This window comes from Pectobacterium sp. F1-1 (genome assembly GCF_025643735.1).
Lineage (GTDB): Bacteria > Pseudomonadota > Gammaproteobacteria > Enterobacterales > Enterobacteriaceae > Pectobacterium > Pectobacterium colocasium.
Genome location: NZ_CP104733.1, coordinates 4336224 through 4353289, shown reverse-complemented (window position 1 = coordinate 4353289; position 17066 = coordinate 4336224). Strand labels below are relative to the sequence as shown.

Sequence of the window (17066 nt, the reverse complement as noted above, 5' to 3'; positions counted from 1 at the left end):
ATGGCCTTTCCGTAATGCATAATTCGCGCTTACGGGTTTTTATGTCGTGACGATGACTGAATGACGTTCAATACGTCACTCAGTAAAATTGACTATACCCGTCATACTTCAAGTTGCATGTGCGTTGGCCGCGTTCAGTCACCCGAATCACTTACCTGAGTAAGCTCATCGGGATTCCTTCTCTTGCCGCCTTCCTGAAACTCGAATTATTTAGGGTATATGTCTGTTTGAGCGAAATAAATTATCTGATATCAATATTCCTACTGTTAATATGCGCAGTAATCGCTTTGCTGGTTTTAATCAGGCTTGCCAGATGCTTCTCTTTTTTTCCATTCGCATATTGTGATTGCATACCGTTAACGCCGATGGCGGCGATGACCTCACCGTTTTGGTTAAAAATCGGTGCTGCCATACAGCAGATCTCTTCGATATCTTCGCCGTCGTCGATTGCCCAGCCTTGTTCCTTGACGGTTTTCAGGTGCTGGAGGAAATCTTCTTTTTTGGTAATGGTTCGGGGGGTTAAATATTCAAAAGTACAATCAGCAATCAGGGCATCAATTCTTTCCTGTGGCAGCCAGGCTAATAATACTTTTCCCAGAGACATGCGATTGAAAACGATTTTCTTCCCTTCCCAGGATGTTTTTACGATGGCCTTGGGCGATTCCACTTTACTCAGGAAGAAACCGTTATCGCCGTCCAGAATACCGAGATGGCAGGTCAATTCCGTCTCTTTGACCAACTCATGCATAAAGTTAATGGTGTCTTTACGCAGATCGATATTCTTTATTACCAGACCGCCCAGCTCGAATAGCCTTAATCCCAAAACATAACGCCCGTCAGCGCGTTGGCGCAGCAATTGCGTGACAACCAGCACCTCTAATAGATGGTGCACGCTGCTTTTGGGGATAGACAAATCAGTACAAATCTCAGTAAAGCTGGCTTCATCATGTTTGGCGATGTAGTCAATAATCATCACCAACCGGACGGCTGCTGGTGCTTTACTGTGTTCGAGCTGTTGGAATATATTCATGGTTGTTCTATATATAAAACTATGGTTTCCTATATAGAACAATAATAACGCAACGGTAATTTATTTACCTAGATACAGATCACAAAACAATCTCGAAATGGTTGAATATTTCAATATAAATGAAACGTAGTTTTATTAGGGAAACAAAATAGCGATATTTTGGCGGGAAAGAGAAAGATGCCAGACCTTATGAAAATAAGGTCTGGATAATAGTAGAACGGTTATTAGCGAATATGGGTCACTTAAGCCCGTTATTAGGGGAAACACAGGGGGAGGTTCCCGCAGGAGGCCTCACCCCTGTGGTCGCCCCGTGTATCTCGATGCTTAAACGATCGGCATGAGGTGATTAGCGCTTTTTAAAGGCGGCGGCCAGCGCATCACCCATCGCGCTATTGCCAGCGGCGGGGGCATTCGCTGGACGAGGGCGTGATTTACCTGCGGACTGACGCGAAGAGGTGTTGCTGTCGCTGCGTGCATTGCCGCCGCCACGGCGTGATGCCGTCTCGCCCGGCTGCTCATCCAGACGCATGGTTAGCGCGATGCGCTTACGTTGCAGATCCACTTCCATCACTTTCACTTTCACGATATCGCCCGCTTTTACGACCTTATGCGGATCGTCGACGAAATGATCGGCCAATGATGAAATGTGGACCAAACCGTCCTGATGGACGCCGATATCCACAAACGCGCCAAAGTTGGTGACGTTGGTGACTGACCCTTCCAGAACCATGCCCGGCAGCAGATCGTTTAAGGTTTCTACGCCTTCGGCGAAGCTGGCGGTTTTGAACTCAGGGCGCGGATCGCGACCCGGTTTCTCCAGCTCTTTGATGATGTCGGTCACTGTCGGTACACCGAAACGCTCATCGGTGAAGTCCGAAGGTTTCAGATTACGCAGTGCGTTTGGGTTCCCCATCAGTGCCTGCAACGCCTGTTCCGTCGCGGCCAGAATGCGTTCTACGACCGGATACGCTTCCGGGTGAACGGTAGAGGCATCCAGCGGGTTATCACCGTGGTTGATGCGCAGGAAGCCCGCACACTGTTCAAAGGCTTTTGGCCCCAGACGGCTGACTTTCAGCAATTGCTCACGATTGTGGAAGCGGCCATTCTCATCACGCCAGGTCACAATATTTTGCGCCATCATGCGCGTCAGCCCTGCAACACGCGTCAGCAGCGCCACGGACGCGGTGTTCAGGTCAACGCCGACGGCGTTTACGCAGTCTTCGACCACCGCATCCAGTTTCTTCGCCAGCAGACTCTGGCTTACATCATGCTGATACTGGCCAACGCCGATGGATTTCGGGTCGATCTTCACCAGCTCTGCCAGCGGATCCTGCAAACGACGGGCGATGGATACCGCACCGCGCAGCGACACATCCAGATCGGGGAATTCTTGGGCGGCCAGTTCGGACGCGGAATACACCGACGCACCTGCTTCGCTGACGATCACTTTCTGCGCCTTGATATCTGGGAACTGCTTCTGCGTGTCGAGGAAGAAACGCTCGGTTTCACGTGAGGCGGTGCCGTTGCCAATCGCCACCAGCTCAACCTGATGTTTGAGGCATAGTGCGGCCACAGCCGTAGCCGCTTTAGCTGCCTGACCCGTGTGCGGGTAAATGGTGTCGGTCGCGACCAGCTTGCCGGTGGCATCCACCACCGCGACTTTTACGCCAGTACGCAGACCGGGATCGAGACCCATCGTGGCGCGCATGCCCGCCGGAGCGGCCATCAGCAGGTCGTGCATGTTGCGGGCGAAGACGTTAATCGCTTCATCTTCGGCTTTTTCACGCACGCTGCCCATCAGTTCGGTTTCAAGGTGCAGCAGCACTTTAATACGCCATGTCCAGCTAATCACGGCACGTCGCCAGTTGTCCGCTGCGGCATTCCCCAAACGCAGGTTCAGGTGGTCGATAATAATCTGTTCGCAGTAGCTCTCACGCGGCGCTTCTTCATGCTGCGGGTCGGCGTTCAGCGCCAACTGCAACACGCCTTCGTTACGACCACGGAACATCGCCAGTGCGCGGTGTGAAGGCACCTGAGCAATCGGTTCGTGATGATCGAAATAGTCGCGAAACTTCGCGCCTTCTTCTTCTTTCCCTTCCACGACACGGGAAACCAGATGCGCGTTTTTCCACAGGTAGTTACGCACTTTCGCCAACAGCGTGGCGTCTTCGGCAAAGCGTTCCATCAGGATGTAACGTGCGCCGTCCAGCGCGGCTTTCACATCCGCTACGCCTTTCTCGGCATCGACATAAGCCTGTGCCGTCAGCTCCGGATCCTGACTTGGGTCTTGCCACAGGCCGTCGGCCAGCGGTTCCAGACCGGCTTCAATCGCGATTTGACCGCGCGTGCGGCGCTTCGGTTTATACGGCAGATAGAGATCTTCCAGCTCGGTTTTGCTCAGCGTGCCGTTAATGGCGCTGGCGAGCTGTGGAGTTAATTTCCCCTGCTCATCGATGGATTTCAGAATAGTCTGGCGCCGATCTTCCAGTTCTCGCAGGTAGCCGAGGCGCGTTTCGAGCTGGCGCAGTTGGGTGTCATCCAGCCCGCCGGTCACTTCTTTGCGGTAACGTGCGATAAAAGGGACGGTATTTCCTTCGTCCAGCAGGCGGACTGCCGCGTCCACCTGCTCCGTACGCGCCTGCAATTCGCTGGCGATGATGTGGCTTAATGAATCATTCATGGGTCTGATATCAGTCGTCATCAAGTGAATTAAATAAGTGGGGACAGTTATACGGATTGAGCGTGCAAAATGCCAGCCACTGCCGTCTGGAAAACGCGGATGATCTCGCGTTGTTCAGTGCAACAAAATTTACCTACCGTTGGCAGGACGATCGGCTGGATTGCGCATTGGGATGAGATGCACAAGCAGGAAGAAATTAGCATCTACCGTCCGCGCCAGATTTATACCGGTCAGCCGTGTCGTGACTATGTTTCTACAAAAGACTGAAGTTTCCAAAAAAGACTAATATTTCTAAAAAGATTCCAATTAGTGCGATGATGTGACGATCACCATGATGCCTATACCGTGGCATCATGGTGATCGTGAGCAGAAGTAAGCCTAGAATTTTTCCCAGTTATCCTGTGTGTTGCCGATCGGCGCGAGGGCTAAACGGGCCGGTTGCGTTTTCTTCGCCATTGGCGCCGGACGGGCTGCTGGCGTGCCGCGCAGATGGAAATGGTTCATGAGTGTAACCAGATGGGATGACTGTTCGCGCAGGCTGGTTGCCGCATTGGCGGACTCTTCCACTAGCGTTGCGTTCTGATGGGTGACTTGATCGAGCTGGTTCACAGCATCATGAATTTGCGAAATACCAGATTCCTGTTCCTGCGTTGTCGTTCCGATCTCACTGATTAACTCTGCCACGCTGCGTGCCTGACGCACCAGCTCATCAATGGTGCTGCCGGTGTCTTCGACCAGACGGTTCCCCGCTTCGACTTTTTCGACGCTGGTGTTGATCAGTGCCGCGATCTCTTTGGCGGCGGAGGCGGAACGCTGCGCCAGAGAACGGACTTCTCCGGCTACCACGGCAAAGCCGCGACCTTGCTCACCCGCGCGTGCCGCTTCGACCGCCGCATTCAGCGCCAGAATGTTGGTCTGGAAGGCGATGCCATCAATGACGCTGATGATATCGCGAATTTTATGTGAGCTGTCGGAGATCTCTTTCATGGTAATCACCATATCGCCGATTGCCTCACCGCCTTTAGTCGCCGTCTCGCTGGCTTGGCTGGCAAGCTGGGTGACGCTACGCACGGTATGCGCATTCTGACGAATCGCCTGACTCATCTGTTCCATCGATGCCGCAGTCTGCTGTAGGCTGGCGGCCTGTTCCTCTGTGCGCTGGCTCAGGTTTTCACTGCCCGCGGCGATTTGGCTAGAACCGGAAGCGATAGCTTCGCTGCTTTGCCGCACCTGTTCGACGATATCGCCCAGGTTATTGCTCATGTGACGCATGGTGGCTAACAGGCTGCTGTGGTCGTTCGGTTTGATGTTGATATCAACGGCCAGATCGCCATCGGCCACCTGACGGGCAACGTGGGTGGCATAGAGCGGTTCACCACCCAGTTGGTTTTTCAACGTGCGGGTAATCAGCCAGGCCACGACCGCGGCCATCGCGGCGGCGGCAAGGGCGAGGATCAGCATAATCACGCTGCCGGACTGTGCGCTATGCTGTGCGTGGCTGACAATCTCGTTGGTATCCTGCTGCTGTGAGGCCATCATCGCGTCCAACACTTTGAACAATGCGTTTTGCGCGGGCTGCATCTCATTGAGAATAATGGCGTTACCCTGCAGGCGCTGCTGTGGATCGGTGGATTGCACCAGTTCTATGGCTTTCAAAAAGGCCGCAAGGTACGGCGGACGGGTGTCCTGAAACTGTTTCAGCAGCGCGCTGGTGCCTTCGGTGTCCAACTGTTGTCCCAATTTTTTCAGATTGGCGGTGTTGCGGGCGATTTGCTCATCGACGAACTGCTTTTCCTGCCTGATTTGCTCAGGATCGGTGCTGATTGCAATGTTGCGGATCAGGCGAGCATTGGCGTCAAAACCGGCTTTAACTTCCTGAATCAACAACATGTTCGCTAACGTCGTGCCGGAAAGCCGGTTGATGTCGTTACCCAGCCCAACCAGTTGGAGTCGTCCGAAGAATGCCACCATCAAGCTGATGATGATAACCAGAGAAAATCCCATACCCAGCATCTTGCCGAGTTTGATTCTGTTCAGCATATTCATAAACATCCTTAATTTTTTGACATGCTATGAAGGCATAACGGAGGGGGCTTGCTATCGTAATTGATGCAAGTAATGACAAGGAATTATAGCTATGTTTTACATTTTCGGGATACATCGGTAACTCCCGTCCTCAAAAACATATCGATAAGAATATCTGTAATATCGGCAGGAAAAGCGTTCAGTTGATCACGTAAATTACGGCAAGCGGGATTTTGTATGAAATGTGTGATCTGAAAGACAAAATGTGTGCGGGTATGGTGTTGGTTAATGGGAATAATGAGAAAAACGTGGGAGAGTGGTGCGTTAACCCCTAGAGGGTAACGCACTGGTCAATCAAGAAGCGCTGTCGCTGATATACCCGTCATACTTCAAGTTGCATGTGCGTTGGCTTCGCTCACTCACCCGAATCACTTACCTGAGTAAGCTCATCGGGATTCCTTCACTTGCCGCCTTCCTGAAACTCGAATTATTTAGGGTATAAAAGGGGCGATATAGCGCTGATAGCGTGATTCTTTCAACTGTTGCAGGTCGACAAGTACCAGACCATCAATGCAGTTATTGAAATCGGGGTCGATGCCGAAGTCGATAAACCGCACGCCACCTGGCTCACACAGCTCCGAATACTGCTTGTAGAGCGTAGGCATAGCGCAGCCCATGTTGTTGAGCATGCTTTTTAACCGCGTAAGATCTTGCTGGTAATCTATCCCTTCAAACTGTTTCAGCACGTCAGGCAGCGAGGCAGGGTAAGGACGGCGCGACGTTGCCAGCGGCTGATCGGGTGCAAAGTGCAGGCGGTAAAAGGTAACCAGTAAATCGCGTGCATGGGGCGGCAACGCGCCGGACAGCGACACCGGGCCGAACAGATAGCGGTGTTCTGGATAACGAGCCAGATAAGCGCCGATGCCCAGCCAAAGATAATCCAGCCCGCGCTTACCCCAATATTTGGGCTGAATGAAACTGCGCCCCAGCTCAATGCCTGAGGCCAGTATCGGATCCATTTCGTCACCGTACTGAAACAGGCTGTGGCTATAGAGACCGCTTTTCCCTTTTTCGGCGATCAGGCTTGCTGTCGAGACAAAGCGATAGGCACCGACAATCTCCAGTTCGCGCTCGTCCCACAGGATCAGGTGCAGGTAGTCATCGTCGTAGCTGTCCAGATCGCGACGTTGACCGGAGCCTTCGCCCACGGCCCGGAAGGCGATTTCACGCAGGCGTCCGAGTTCGCGCAACAGCGGCACGTAACCTTCCTCACCGCGACGATAGAGATAGACAACCTTGCCATCCGGCGTAGTACCCAGCGTTTCACACTCTGACAGCGCGCGCTTCAGCAGCACGCGGTCTTCGGCCAGCGCAATGGGTTTTTCACCGGTAAAACAGCCGGGCTTTCCTTGTCCTAACCGATAAACGTGACGCCGGAAACGGGCCGCCAGATCGTTAGCGTTCCACTCGCCCTGACTCCAGGACGTATAGGGAATTCTGGCACCGATGCGTAGCTTGAGGGTTTGGTCGCGTTGACCAAACATTTCTCTCACCAGCAAGAGGGTGGATAGCGGGCGATAAACCATAGAGGAGAGATAAAATAGCGCGCTGTTGCGCCCGCAGATATGAATCGGAACCACGGGGGCACGGGCTTTGCTTGCCATGCGGATAAACCCGTTGTGCCAGTGACCATCACGAATACCTTGCAAGCTGGCGCGTGAAACTTCACCCGCCGGGAAGACGATAATCGCCCCGTCACCTTCCAGATGCTGCTGGATGGCGTTGATCTGCTGGCGTTTGGTGCGGTTATTGAAGTTATCGACGGAAAAAAACAGATTTTTGAGCGGGGCGACATAAGAGAGTAGCTGGCTGGCGACGATGCGGACATCGGGTCTGACGCTGGCGACGGTGCGCAGTAGCGCCAGACCATCCAGTGAGCCAATCGGGTGGTTGGCAACCAGCACCACTGGCCCCTGACTGGGGATATTCTCTAAATCCCCTTCGACCATTTCACAATTGAAGTTGAAGTAATCAAGAATCTGTTCGACCAGATCCAAGCCTTTCAAATGTGGGTAACGCCGGGCAAATTGCTGCATTTCATTTTCAAATAGCAGAGAACGCAAAACCGTTTTCTGCCAGGGTGGCGTATGGCGATGCGGGGCAAGATCTTGCAGAATGGCGTCTAAGCTAAACATAAATCGTTCTCCGTAGCTTTCCGTGGATAAAAGTACGGGATAGAAATGACATATTTATGTCTGTTGATAGATTATTAGCCAAAACTGTAAGTTTGTGTAATCAACGCGTGATTTTTTCGGGCTATTACCAACCCAGCATGCTGATTAGCTGTGGAAAAAGCTCGCTAGGACAGATCTGTTGCCGCTGTTATTCAATGCAGAGTTGTTTTCCGTGTTTCATTAATGAGGCATAGCTTGCCAATATGACCTATTAATAGAACGAAAATCTTGTATTTCCTTCATTGCAGACGCATCATGTTCTATAAATAGGTGTTAAGTATGGGGTATGCCCCATTAATGGAACAGGAATATAGCGATGGCAAAACCTTCTGCTCGAACATATTCTCGCTACAGCCGTGACGCAGCTCGTTTACTCGGGTTGATGCTTCGCAGCGCGAGGATCGAACGTAATATGACAGTGGAAGAATTAGCTGAACGGGCAGGTGTATCACGAGGCTTAGTCTATCGCGCAGAGGAAGGAGATATGGGATGTTCAATTGGCGCGGTTTTTGAGCTGGCTACCCTTGTTGGTGTCCCTCTTTTTACCGCAGACCAATCCGCAATGGCACTTCATATTGCCAACATGGAGAAAACACTTTCTCTTCTGCCGCGCGCTGTACATCATTCTAAAAAGGTCGTGAATGATGACTTCTGATAACGCTGTCGACAAAGCCTATGTATGGATCTGGTTGCCTGATGCGACGAAGCCTGTTGTGGCCGGTTTATTGAGCCGGGACGGCGACCGACTCATTTTCAATTATGGTCGTAACTATCTGGAGCGAAAAGACGCGATCCCTATCTATGAACCTGAATTGCCGTTAATGCGTGGTGCTATACCGCCAGCGGCGGGCCTATGGCAGGCGAGTGCATTACGCGATGCCGCGCCTGACGCATGGGGACGCAGGGTCATCCTTAATCGACTTATGGGTGTCAGAGGCAGGGGAGCAGATAGCAGTACGCTGGATGAATTGACATATTTGCTTGAGTCCGGTTCAGACAGAATTGGCGGGCTCGATTTTCAGGCGTCGCCGACAGAGTATGTCCCGCGTTCAGCTCAAAATGCTTCTCTTGAAGAGTTGATGATTGCGGCCACTATGGTGGAAAACGGTGTCTTGTTGACGCCTGAGCTTGATCAAGCTCTTTTCCATGGGAGTTCGTTGGGAGGGGCTCGGCCGAAAGCGATGATCGAAGATGAGAACCATAAGTTCATCGCAAAATTTTCGTCCTCGACGGATACCTATAACGTCGTTAAAGCTGAATACATTGCTATGCGGCTGGCTGCGAGTATTGGTTTAAATGTGGCTCCGGTGCACTTTCGCCAGACGGCGGGGAAGGACGTTATTCTGATAGAACGTTTTGACCGTATGAAAGCAGAAGGTGGCTGGAAACGCAGGCTAATGGTCTCTGCACTGACGCTTTTCGGCCTTGATGAAATGATGGCGAGATATGCGAGCTACGAAGAATTCTCGGACATCATCCGGCAACGTTTCGACGAACCGAAAGCGACGCTGCGTGAGCTGTTTGGCCGTCTGGTCTTCAACATCATCTGCGGAAACACCGACGATCATGCCCGAAACCACGCGGCATTCTGGGATGGCCGAACACTAAAGCTGACTCCAGCCTATGATATTTGCCCGCAGAATCGGGCGGGTAATGAGGCGACGCAGGCAATGTTGATCACGGGTGAAAACAGGATGAGCAATTTCTCTGTCTGTCTGGCGGCTGCACCTAAATTTCTGCTGAGCGAAGCTGAAGCTATTGAGATCATCATGCATCAGATAGAAACGGTGCGTGCATGCTGGGAAAGCATCTGCGATGAAGTCGCATTGAGCGAAGTGGATCGTAAGCTGTTTTGGGGCCGGATGTTTTTCAACCCTTTTATTTTTGAAGGTACGCCGGACAGCTTACGCACTAAAGCGCTAACGGGGTTAATGACTTGAAAACCAATCTGATTACCCGCGAGGGGTATGACAAACTGCGGGCAGAGCACGACCATCTCTGGAATGTAAAACGCCCGGAAATTACCAAAATTGTCTCCTGGGCGGCCAGTCTGGGGGATCGCTCAGAAAATGCGGACTACACCTATAACAAGCGTTTACTACGCCAGATCGACAGGCGTGTTCGTTACCTGAGAAAATGCCTGACGGAATTGAAAATCGTTGATTATTCGCCGCAGCAGGATGGCAGCGTATTTTTTGGTGCCTGGGTCGAGATCGAAAATGAGCAAGGTGATGTGAAGCGTTTTCGGATTGTCGGCCCAGACGAGATCTATGGCGACAATAAAGACTATATTTCGATCGATTCCCCGATGGCGCGCGCCATGCTGAAAAAAGCGGTGGATGAGGAATTCACCGTGAATACGCCAGACGGCCCGCGTGAGTGGTTCGTCAATTCCATTGGTTACGAGCGTTATCGTGGCGGAAATGATTGATTACACGAATTTTAATATGCTTTGTAACAATTTTGCCTAGAATGTATACCAGAAACGACTGTCAGTCATTCGTGTGTTTCTGAACAATAGCAGCGTCGGCGCTATTACGCCTTTGGAGAAAGAGAATGCAAGAAAACTATAAAATTCTGGTTGTAGATGACGACATGCGGTTGCGTGCGCTATTGGAGCGTTATCTGACTGAACAGGGTTTTCAGGTACGTAGCGTAGCCAATGCTGAACAGATGGACCGTTTACTCACCCGTGAATCCTTTCACCTCATGGTGCTGGACTTAATGCTACCGGGCGAAGATGGTCTGTCCATCTGCCGTCGTTTGCGTAGCCAAAGCAACCCGATGCCGATCATTATGGTGACGGCGAAAGGGGAAGAAGTGGACCGTATCGTTGGGCTGGAAATCGGCGCGGACGATTATATTCCCAAACCTTTCAACCCACGCGAACTGCTGGCGCGTATTCGTGCGGTGCTGCGTCGTCAGGCGAATGAACTGCCGGGCGCGCCGTCGCAGGAAGAAGCCATTATCGCGTTTGGCAAATTCAAGCTGAATCTGGGCACGCGCGAAATGTTCCGTGATGATGAACCGATGCCGTTGACCAGCGGTGAGTTTGCTGTGCTCAAGGCGCTGGTGAGCCACCCGCGTGAGCCGCTGTCCCGCGATAAGCTGATGAACCTGGCCCGTGGCCGTGAATACAGCGCGATGGAGCGTTCCATCGACGTACAAATTTCTCGTCTGCGCCGCATGGTGGAAGAGGATCCGGCGCACCCGCGCTATATCCAGACCGTGTGGGGTCTTGGCTACGTGTTTGTCCCGGACGGCAGCAAGGCATGATGCAATGGCGCTTTTCTCCGCGCAGCTCATTTGCACGGACGTTGCTACTGATTGTCACGTTGTTATTTGTCAGTTTGGTCACCACCTATCTTGTGGTGCTCAACTTCGCTATTATGCCGAGTTTGCAGCAGTTCAATAAGGTGCTGGCATACGAAGTAAGAATGCTGATGACGGACAGTCTGCAACTGGAAGATGGCTCCACGCTTGAGGTGCCGCCTGCGTTCCGGCGTGAGATTTACCGCGAATTGGGTATATCGCTATACACCAATGCGGCGGCGGAGGAAAGCGGCCTGCGGTGGGCTCAGCACTACAAGTTTCTGAGTGACCAGATGGCGCAACAGCTGGGCGGCCCGACGGATGTGCGGGTTGAGGTCAGCAAGAATACGCCGGTGGTGTGGTTGAAAACCTGGCTGTCACCGGATATCTGGGTGCGTGTTCCCCTCACTGAAATCCATCAAGGCGATTTCTCGCCGCTCTTCCGCTATACGCTGGCGATCATGCTGCTGGTGATTGGCGGTGCCTGGCTCTTTATCCGGGTGCAGAACCGACCCTTAGTTGAGCTGGAACATGCGGCGTTGCAGGTCGGTAAGGGCATTATTCCGCCGCCGCTGCGTGAGTATGGCGCCTCTGAAGTGCGTTCCGTGACCCGCGCCTTTAACCAGATGGCCTCCGGCGTGAAGCTGCTGGCGGATGACCGCACGCTGTTAATGGCGGGCGTGAGCCATGACCTGCGTACGCCGCTGACGCGAATTCGTCTGGCGACCGAAATGATGGGCAAGGAAGATGACTATCTGGCGGAGTCGATCAATAAAGACATTGAAGAGTGTAATGCGATTATTGAGCAGTTCCTCGACTACCTGCGTACCGGTCAGGAAATGCAGACGGAAGTGGCCGATCTGAACGCCATCATGGGTGAAGTCGTGGCATCGGAGAGCGGTTATGAACGTCAGATCGACAGCGAGTTTGCTACCGGCGAGCTGCTGGTGTGCATCAGTTCACTGTCGATAAAACGGGCGGCGCTGAATTTGGTGGTGAATGCGGCGCGTTACGGTAACGGCTGGATAAAAGTCAGTACCGGACGGGAGCTACAGCGCGTCTGGTTTCAGGTCGAGGATGACGGAGAAGGCATTGCGCCCGATCAACTGAAGCACCTGTTCCAGCCGTTCGTTCGCGGCGACAGTGCGCGAACCACCAGCGGTACCGGGCTGGGGTTGGCGATTGTGCAGCGTATTATCGATGCGCACAATGGCGTGCTGGATGTCGGCACCAGCGAACGCGGTGGACTTTGTGTCCGCGCGTATTTGCCGCTGCTCGCAGAGGCATATGCGCCTGAAATCAGTACAGTGAAAGAATGACCCACCCGATTTCCTCTGTCTCTTAGCCACAGTTTTTATGCTGACGAGAAGAGGGTTTCGTGCGCGATAATGCCGTTATTTTCATGCTACCCGTGTAGCACGCGCCCGACACGGGACGGCTCACACGCCGCTCGCCCCGTGACCCCAGGCTTTCGGCGGAAATTATGCCGCTGCCGCGGTGCCTTCGTCGTATCAGGCTCAACGGACCGCTTGCGACACGTTCCAGACGTGGCGCAAGCTTTCGCCGCGTCCTGCGGCTCATCCTAAGCCTGCTAGCTCCTCAGCATAATCTTTTACGCCGGAAAGGAAAAAACCGAGGTAAATTCCTGTATTTATGTATAAGAGATAGTTCGCTGGGTGAGTCGTTAACGTATAGATGGAATGAATGTCCCCTCCCCTGCTCAGAGGAGGGGAATGCGTTTACCGCTTCGGTCCTGCTTTCACCAGCGCGGCACCTGCCGGTGCATCGGTGTATTTATCGAAGTTGGTGATAAAGCGCTGTGCCAGATCGTCCGCTTTTTCCTGCCATTGCTCGACGTTTGCGTAAGTATCACGCGGGTCAAGAATGTCAGGGTTGACGCCGGGCAGCGAGGTTGGGATCGCCAAATCGAAGACAGGGAGCGTCTGCATTTCTGCATTATCAATGCTGCCGTTCAGGATGGCATCAATAATTCCGCGTGTATCCTTAATGGAGATACGTTTACCGCTGCCGTTCCAGCCGGTGTTGACCAGATAGGCCTGTGCGCCTGCCGCCTTCATGCGTTTTACCAGCACTTCAGCGTACTGCGTTGGGTGCAGCATCAGGAATGCCGCGCCGAAGCAGGCGGAGAACGTTGGTGTTGGTTCTGTCACGCCGCGTTCGGTTCCCGCCAGCTTGGCGGTAAAGCCAGACAGGAAGTGATACTGCGTTTGATCGGACGTCAGGCGAGAAACAGGTGGTAACACGCCGAACGCATCAGCCGTCAGGAAAATCACTTTCGTTGCATGGCCCGCTTTAGAGACCGGTTTAACGATATTCTGAATGTGATAGATCGGATAAGAAACACGGGTGTTTTCAGTTTTGGAACCGTCGTTGAAGTCTACGGTGCCGTCCGCCAGCACAGTGACGTTCTCCAGCAGCGCATCGCGTTTGATGGCGCCAAAGATATCCGGTTCGGCTTCTTTGGAGAGCTTGATCGTTTTGGCGTAGCAGCCGCCTTCAAAGTTGAAGACGCCGTCGTCGTCCCAGCCGTGTTCGTCATCGCCAATCAGTTGGCGTTTGGGATCGGTGGAAAGCGTGGTTTTGCCGGTACCGGATAGACCAAAGAACACCGCCACATCGCCTTTTTCGCCGACGTTTGCCGAACAGTGCATGGAAGCGATGCCTTTCAGCGGCAGCAGGTAGTTCATGATGGAGAACATCCCTTTCTTCATTTCGCCGCCGTACCAGGTGCCGCCAATCAGTTGGATGCGCTCTGTCAGGTTGAACGCGACAAAGTTCTCGGAGTTCAGCCCCTGTTCCTGCCAGTTCGGGTTGGTGCATTTTGCGCCGTTCATCACGATGAAATCCGGCTCAAAGCCTTCCAGCTCTTCATCGCTCGGGCGGATAAACATGTTTTTGACGAAATGCGCCTGCCAGGCCACTTCTGTGACGAAACGTACGCTGAGACGGCTATCTGGATTCGCGCCGCAGAAGGCATCGATGATGAACAACCGCTTGCCGGAGAGCTGCGTAGTGACGAGCTGTTTCAGGTGCGTCCAGGTTTCCTGGCTCAATGGATGGTTATCGTTCTTACCTTTACCCTGATCGGACCACCACACGGTGTCGCGCGTAACGTCATCGCGCACGATGTATTTGTCTTTCGGGGAGCGGCCGGTAAAGATGCCGGTATCGACGGCTACGGCACCCAATTGGGTTTCGATACCGCGTTCATAGCCTTGTAGGGTAGGGGAGCGTTCTTCTTCAAAAAGCAGTTCATAGCTGGGATTGTAGACAATATCGCGGACATCGTGGATTCCATAAGCCGTCAGGGCTTGCGGGGTAATACCGTTGATCAGCATGTTGCTACTCCTCAAGTTATAGTCGTACTACTAAACATTGTAGGGAGTGAGCTTATTTTAACCGCGATAGCAATCATAAAATTAAATAAATTCATTAATAACTTTGCTTATTTAGGGTGTTTGAAAAATAATCACGGCAGTTTATAGATGGGAAAATAAGCAAAATAAAACGGGTACTTTCGTACCCGTTAAAACGATTAATGCAACAGATTTCCTGATGAATCGTGCCGTATGGCGCGGATGTCCAGCGAATTAAATAAGTAGTGCGTACCACAATAATCACAGTGCATATCGATTTCACCATCCTGTTCGATCATTTCATTGATCTCCTGATCGGACAGCGTCATTAATGCATCGGCGCAACGATCGCGCGAACAGTGGCAGCGGAATTCGACATCCTGCGGTTCGTACACGGTTACCTCTTCCTGATGGTAAAGACGGTACAGTACCTCGGTCGCAGGCAGGGTAAACAGTTCTTCGGCTTTGACCGTGGTGGTGAGCTGCGCCAGATGATCAAAATCATTCCGATCGGCATCTTGTGCAGGCAGCACCTGAAGCAACATCCCCGCGGCCGCCTGATTGCCTTCGTGCTGTCCGGTACGGATAAACAGCCGTGTCGGCAACTGCTCGGACTGCTGGAAATAGCTCTCCAGACATTCGGCCACGGTTTCACCTTCTAAACCGACGACACCCTGATAACGCTCGCCGTCAGTCGGCGTAATGGTAATGACCAGATAGCCATTGCCGACCATTTCTTTCAGCGAGCTCCCCGGTGCGATATCCCCTTGCAGACGGGCAACGCCGCGCATCTGCTGCTGGTGGTTACCGTTAATCACTGCCAGTTTCAGTGGGCCATCGCCCTGAAGCTGAACGGTAATATCGCCGCTGAATTTTAGCGTTGCCGTCAACAGGCTGGTGGCAACCAGCATTTCACCCAGCAGCGTTTGCACCGCAGACGGATAATCGTGGTTGGTCAAAATACGTTGATACGTCTCGTTAACGGTTACCAGTTCGCCACGAACGGCATAATTTTCAAACAGGTAACGGTGTAATTGGTCGTGAGCCATAATGTTTTCTCGTCGTAATGGTGCGGCGATCGCTGAGTCTTCTCTCTATTGTCATCAGTTTGATGACCAATAAATGAAGGGCGGAGCGTTATTCCTGATCGCTGTATTTAAATTTAATCAGATCGCGTCGCTCTTTTTTATCAGGGCGGCGATCGGGGTGTGGCATCGTTAGCGCATTCATTTTCCGCGCCAGCGCCAGCTTTTCTCGTTTCTCAATACTGTCGGCCGTTTCCTGATACAGCGCCTGCGCCTCTGTCGCACTTCTGCGCTGGCCGCTGACGGCCAGAATGACCACGGTGCGTTCGTCATTGCCCTGACGCAGTTTAACCTCGGCATTCAGTTCGACCTGTTTGCTTGGCTTACCGCGTTGTCCGTTATAGTGCACTTTGCCGCCGTCGATCATTTCGCGGGCAATGGCTCGGGTTTTATAGAAACGGGCGGCCCAGAGCCATTTATCCAGACGAACGGCGTCGTCGGCCTGCTCGGTAGCTTTCACCATCAATCCCCCTGATTATCCTAATGCCGATCGTTTCAGGATCGAGATACTGGGGGCGACACCGGCGCGAGGCATACCTCATCGTCGTGTTTCCCCCTCAAGCCACTGCATTATCCGGCGTTAACGGAGTGGCGCAGAGCGGGTAGCAGCGCAAGATAGTCGTTCATTGACGGATGTTGCAGGAACGCCTTTTCCTGTTGGCCGGAATCTGGATTACGTACGCCCAGACAGTAATGGATACCGAACGTTTTTGCGGCATCCAGAATCGGCTCGCTGTCATCCACGAATAATGTTCTGGCAGGGTCGAAACCGGTTTGCTGCTGTACGGCCTGCCACAAGCGCTGATTCTCTTTCGGATATCCATAAGTATGGGTGGAAAGCAATAAATCAAGGTGCTGATCCAGCCCCGTATGTTCGATTTTTACCGCCAGACTGTGTGGATGGGCGTTGGTCAGGAGAATGGTCTCTTTACCGCATTCGCGCAGCGCCGCTAAAAACGGCGTGGTGTCATCGCGCAGCCGGGCACGTGTGCCGATATCCGTCGTCATTTGATAGATATCCAGATCCAGACGTTCTGACCAGTAATCGAAACAGTACCAGTTTAGCGTGTGCTGAACGGCACGGTACTCTTGTTCGATGAGCTGGTGTGCCTGCTCAAGGCTGATATGGCGTTTTTCACTGAGCGACTGCGGTACCAGTTGAAGCCAGAAATAGCTGTCAAACGCCAGATCGAGCAGCGTGCCATCCATATCCAGTATCACGGTGTCGATGTCGTGCCAGTTAACGTGGGGATTCATAACGACTCCAGATGTCGCGCCGTGCTGTAGGGATGATGAAGCAGGAGGCGCGCAATGCAATAGTGG

13 protein-coding genes and 1 pseudogene are annotated in these 17066 nt (G+C 52.7%); 6 read left to right on the top strand and 8 right to left on the bottom strand.

The window, feature by feature from the left end; genetic code table 11:
• Nucleotides 1-241: 241 nt before the first annotated feature.
• Together NAL19_RS19555 and NAL19_RS19550 are read right to left on the bottom strand one after the other, a co-directional pair.
• Nucleotides 242-1030 (bottom strand): IclR family transcriptional regulator, encoded by a 789-nt coding sequence (locus NAL19_RS19555; RefSeq protein ID WP_225086040.1) that lies wholly within the window; start codon nt 1028-1030, stop codon nt 242-244.
• Between the two features lie 346 nt (nt 1031-1376).
• The gene (locus NAL19_RS19550) at nt 1377-3710 is read right to left on the bottom strand and encodes a Tex family protein (protein WP_263058199.1); all 2334 of its coding nucleotides are present in this window, start codon (nt 3708-3710) and stop codon (nt 1377-1379) included.
• Between the two features lie 129 nt (nt 3711-3839).
• On the opposite strand from NAL19_RS19550, the pseudogene gltA reads away from it, so the two are divergent.
• A pseudogene (gene gltA / locus NAL19_RS19545) lies at nt 3840-3977 on the top strand (citrate (Si)-synthase); the annotation flags it as partial.
• Nucleotides 3978-4088: 111 nt separating this feature from the next.
• Here gltA and NAL19_RS19540 read toward each other — a convergent pair.
• Both NAL19_RS19540 and NAL19_RS19535 read right to left on the bottom strand, forming a co-directional pair.
• The gene (locus tag NAL19_RS19540) at nt 4089-5756 is read right to left on the bottom strand and encodes a methyl-accepting chemotaxis protein (protein WP_225086038.1); all 1668 of its coding nucleotides are present in this window, start codon (nt 5754-5756) and stop codon (nt 4089-4091) included.
• Nucleotides 5757-6226: 470 nt separating this feature from the next.
• Nucleotides 6227-7930, bottom strand: a complete 1704-nt coding sequence (locus tag NAL19_RS19535) for a lysophospholipid acyltransferase family protein (RefSeq protein WP_263058198.1) — start codon at nt 7928-7930, stop codon at nt 6227-6229.
• Nucleotides 7931-8285: 355 nt separating this feature from the next.
• Here NAL19_RS19535 and NAL19_RS19530 point away from each other — a divergent pair, with 355 nt between their 5' ends.
• The 5 genes from NAL19_RS19530 to envZ all read left to right on the top strand — a co-directional run bounded on the left by NAL19_RS19530 (nt 8286) and on the right by envZ (nt 12600).
• Nucleotides 8286-8624, top strand: a complete 339-nt coding sequence (locus NAL19_RS19530) for a helix-turn-helix transcriptional regulator (RefSeq protein WP_225086036.1) — start codon at nt 8286-8288, stop codon at nt 8622-8624.
• Complete coding sequence (locus tag NAL19_RS19525) at nt 8614-9909, top strand: type II toxin-antitoxin system HipA family toxin (protein ID WP_225088238.1); 1296 nt, start codon at nt 8614-8616, stop codon at nt 9907-9909. The genes NAL19_RS19530 and NAL19_RS19525 overlap by 11 nt, the downstream gene beginning before the upstream one ends.
• On the top strand, nt 9906-10400 hold the full coding sequence (gene greB / locus NAL19_RS19520; RefSeq protein ID WP_225086035.1) for a transcription elongation factor GreB: 495 nt from the start codon (nt 9906-9908) through the stop codon (nt 10398-10400). Before NAL19_RS19525 ends, greB begins: the two co-directional genes overlap by 4 nt.
• A gap of 125 nt (nt 10401-10525) precedes the next feature.
• On the top strand, nt 10526-11245 hold the full coding sequence (ompR, locus tag NAL19_RS19515) for a two-component system response regulator OmpR (RefSeq protein ID WP_005969424.1): 720 nt from the start codon (nt 10526-10528) through the stop codon (nt 11243-11245).
• A complete protein-coding gene (gene envZ, locus NAL19_RS19510) occupies nt 11242-12600 on the top strand; it encodes a two-component system sensor histidine kinase EnvZ (RefSeq protein ID WP_263058197.1) in 1359 nt (452 codons plus the stop codon). The genes ompR and envZ overlap by 4 nt, the downstream gene beginning before the upstream one ends.
• Nucleotides 12601-13020: 420 nt before the next feature.
• On the opposite strand, the gene pckA is transcribed toward envZ, so the two are convergent.
• The 4 genes from pckA to yrfG form a co-directional block, all read right to left on the bottom strand.
• Nucleotides 13021-14640 carry a phosphoenolpyruvate carboxykinase (ATP) gene (gene pckA / locus NAL19_RS19505; RefSeq protein WP_225086033.1) on the bottom strand — a complete coding sequence of 540 codons (1620 nt, stop codon included), beginning with the start codon at nt 14638-14640 and terminating at the stop codon, nt 13021-13023.
• A 197-nt stretch (nt 14641-14837) separates the two neighbouring features.
• Complete coding sequence (gene hslO / locus NAL19_RS19500; RefSeq protein ID WP_225086032.1) at nt 14838-15707, bottom strand: Hsp33 family molecular chaperone HslO; 870 nt, start codon at nt 15705-15707, stop codon at nt 14838-14840.
• 88 nt (nt 15708-15795) lie between these two features.
• On the bottom strand, nt 15796-16206 hold the full coding sequence (hslR, locus tag NAL19_RS19495; protein ID WP_225086031.1) for a ribosome-associated heat shock protein Hsp15: 411 nt from the start codon (nt 16204-16206) through the stop codon (nt 15796-15798).
• A 107-nt stretch (nt 16207-16313) separates the two neighbouring features.
• Complete coding sequence (gene yrfG / locus NAL19_RS19490; protein ID WP_225086030.1) at nt 16314-17000, bottom strand: GMP/IMP nucleotidase; 687 nt, start codon at nt 16998-17000, stop codon at nt 16314-16316.
• Nucleotides 17001-17066: the final 66 nt, after the last annotated feature.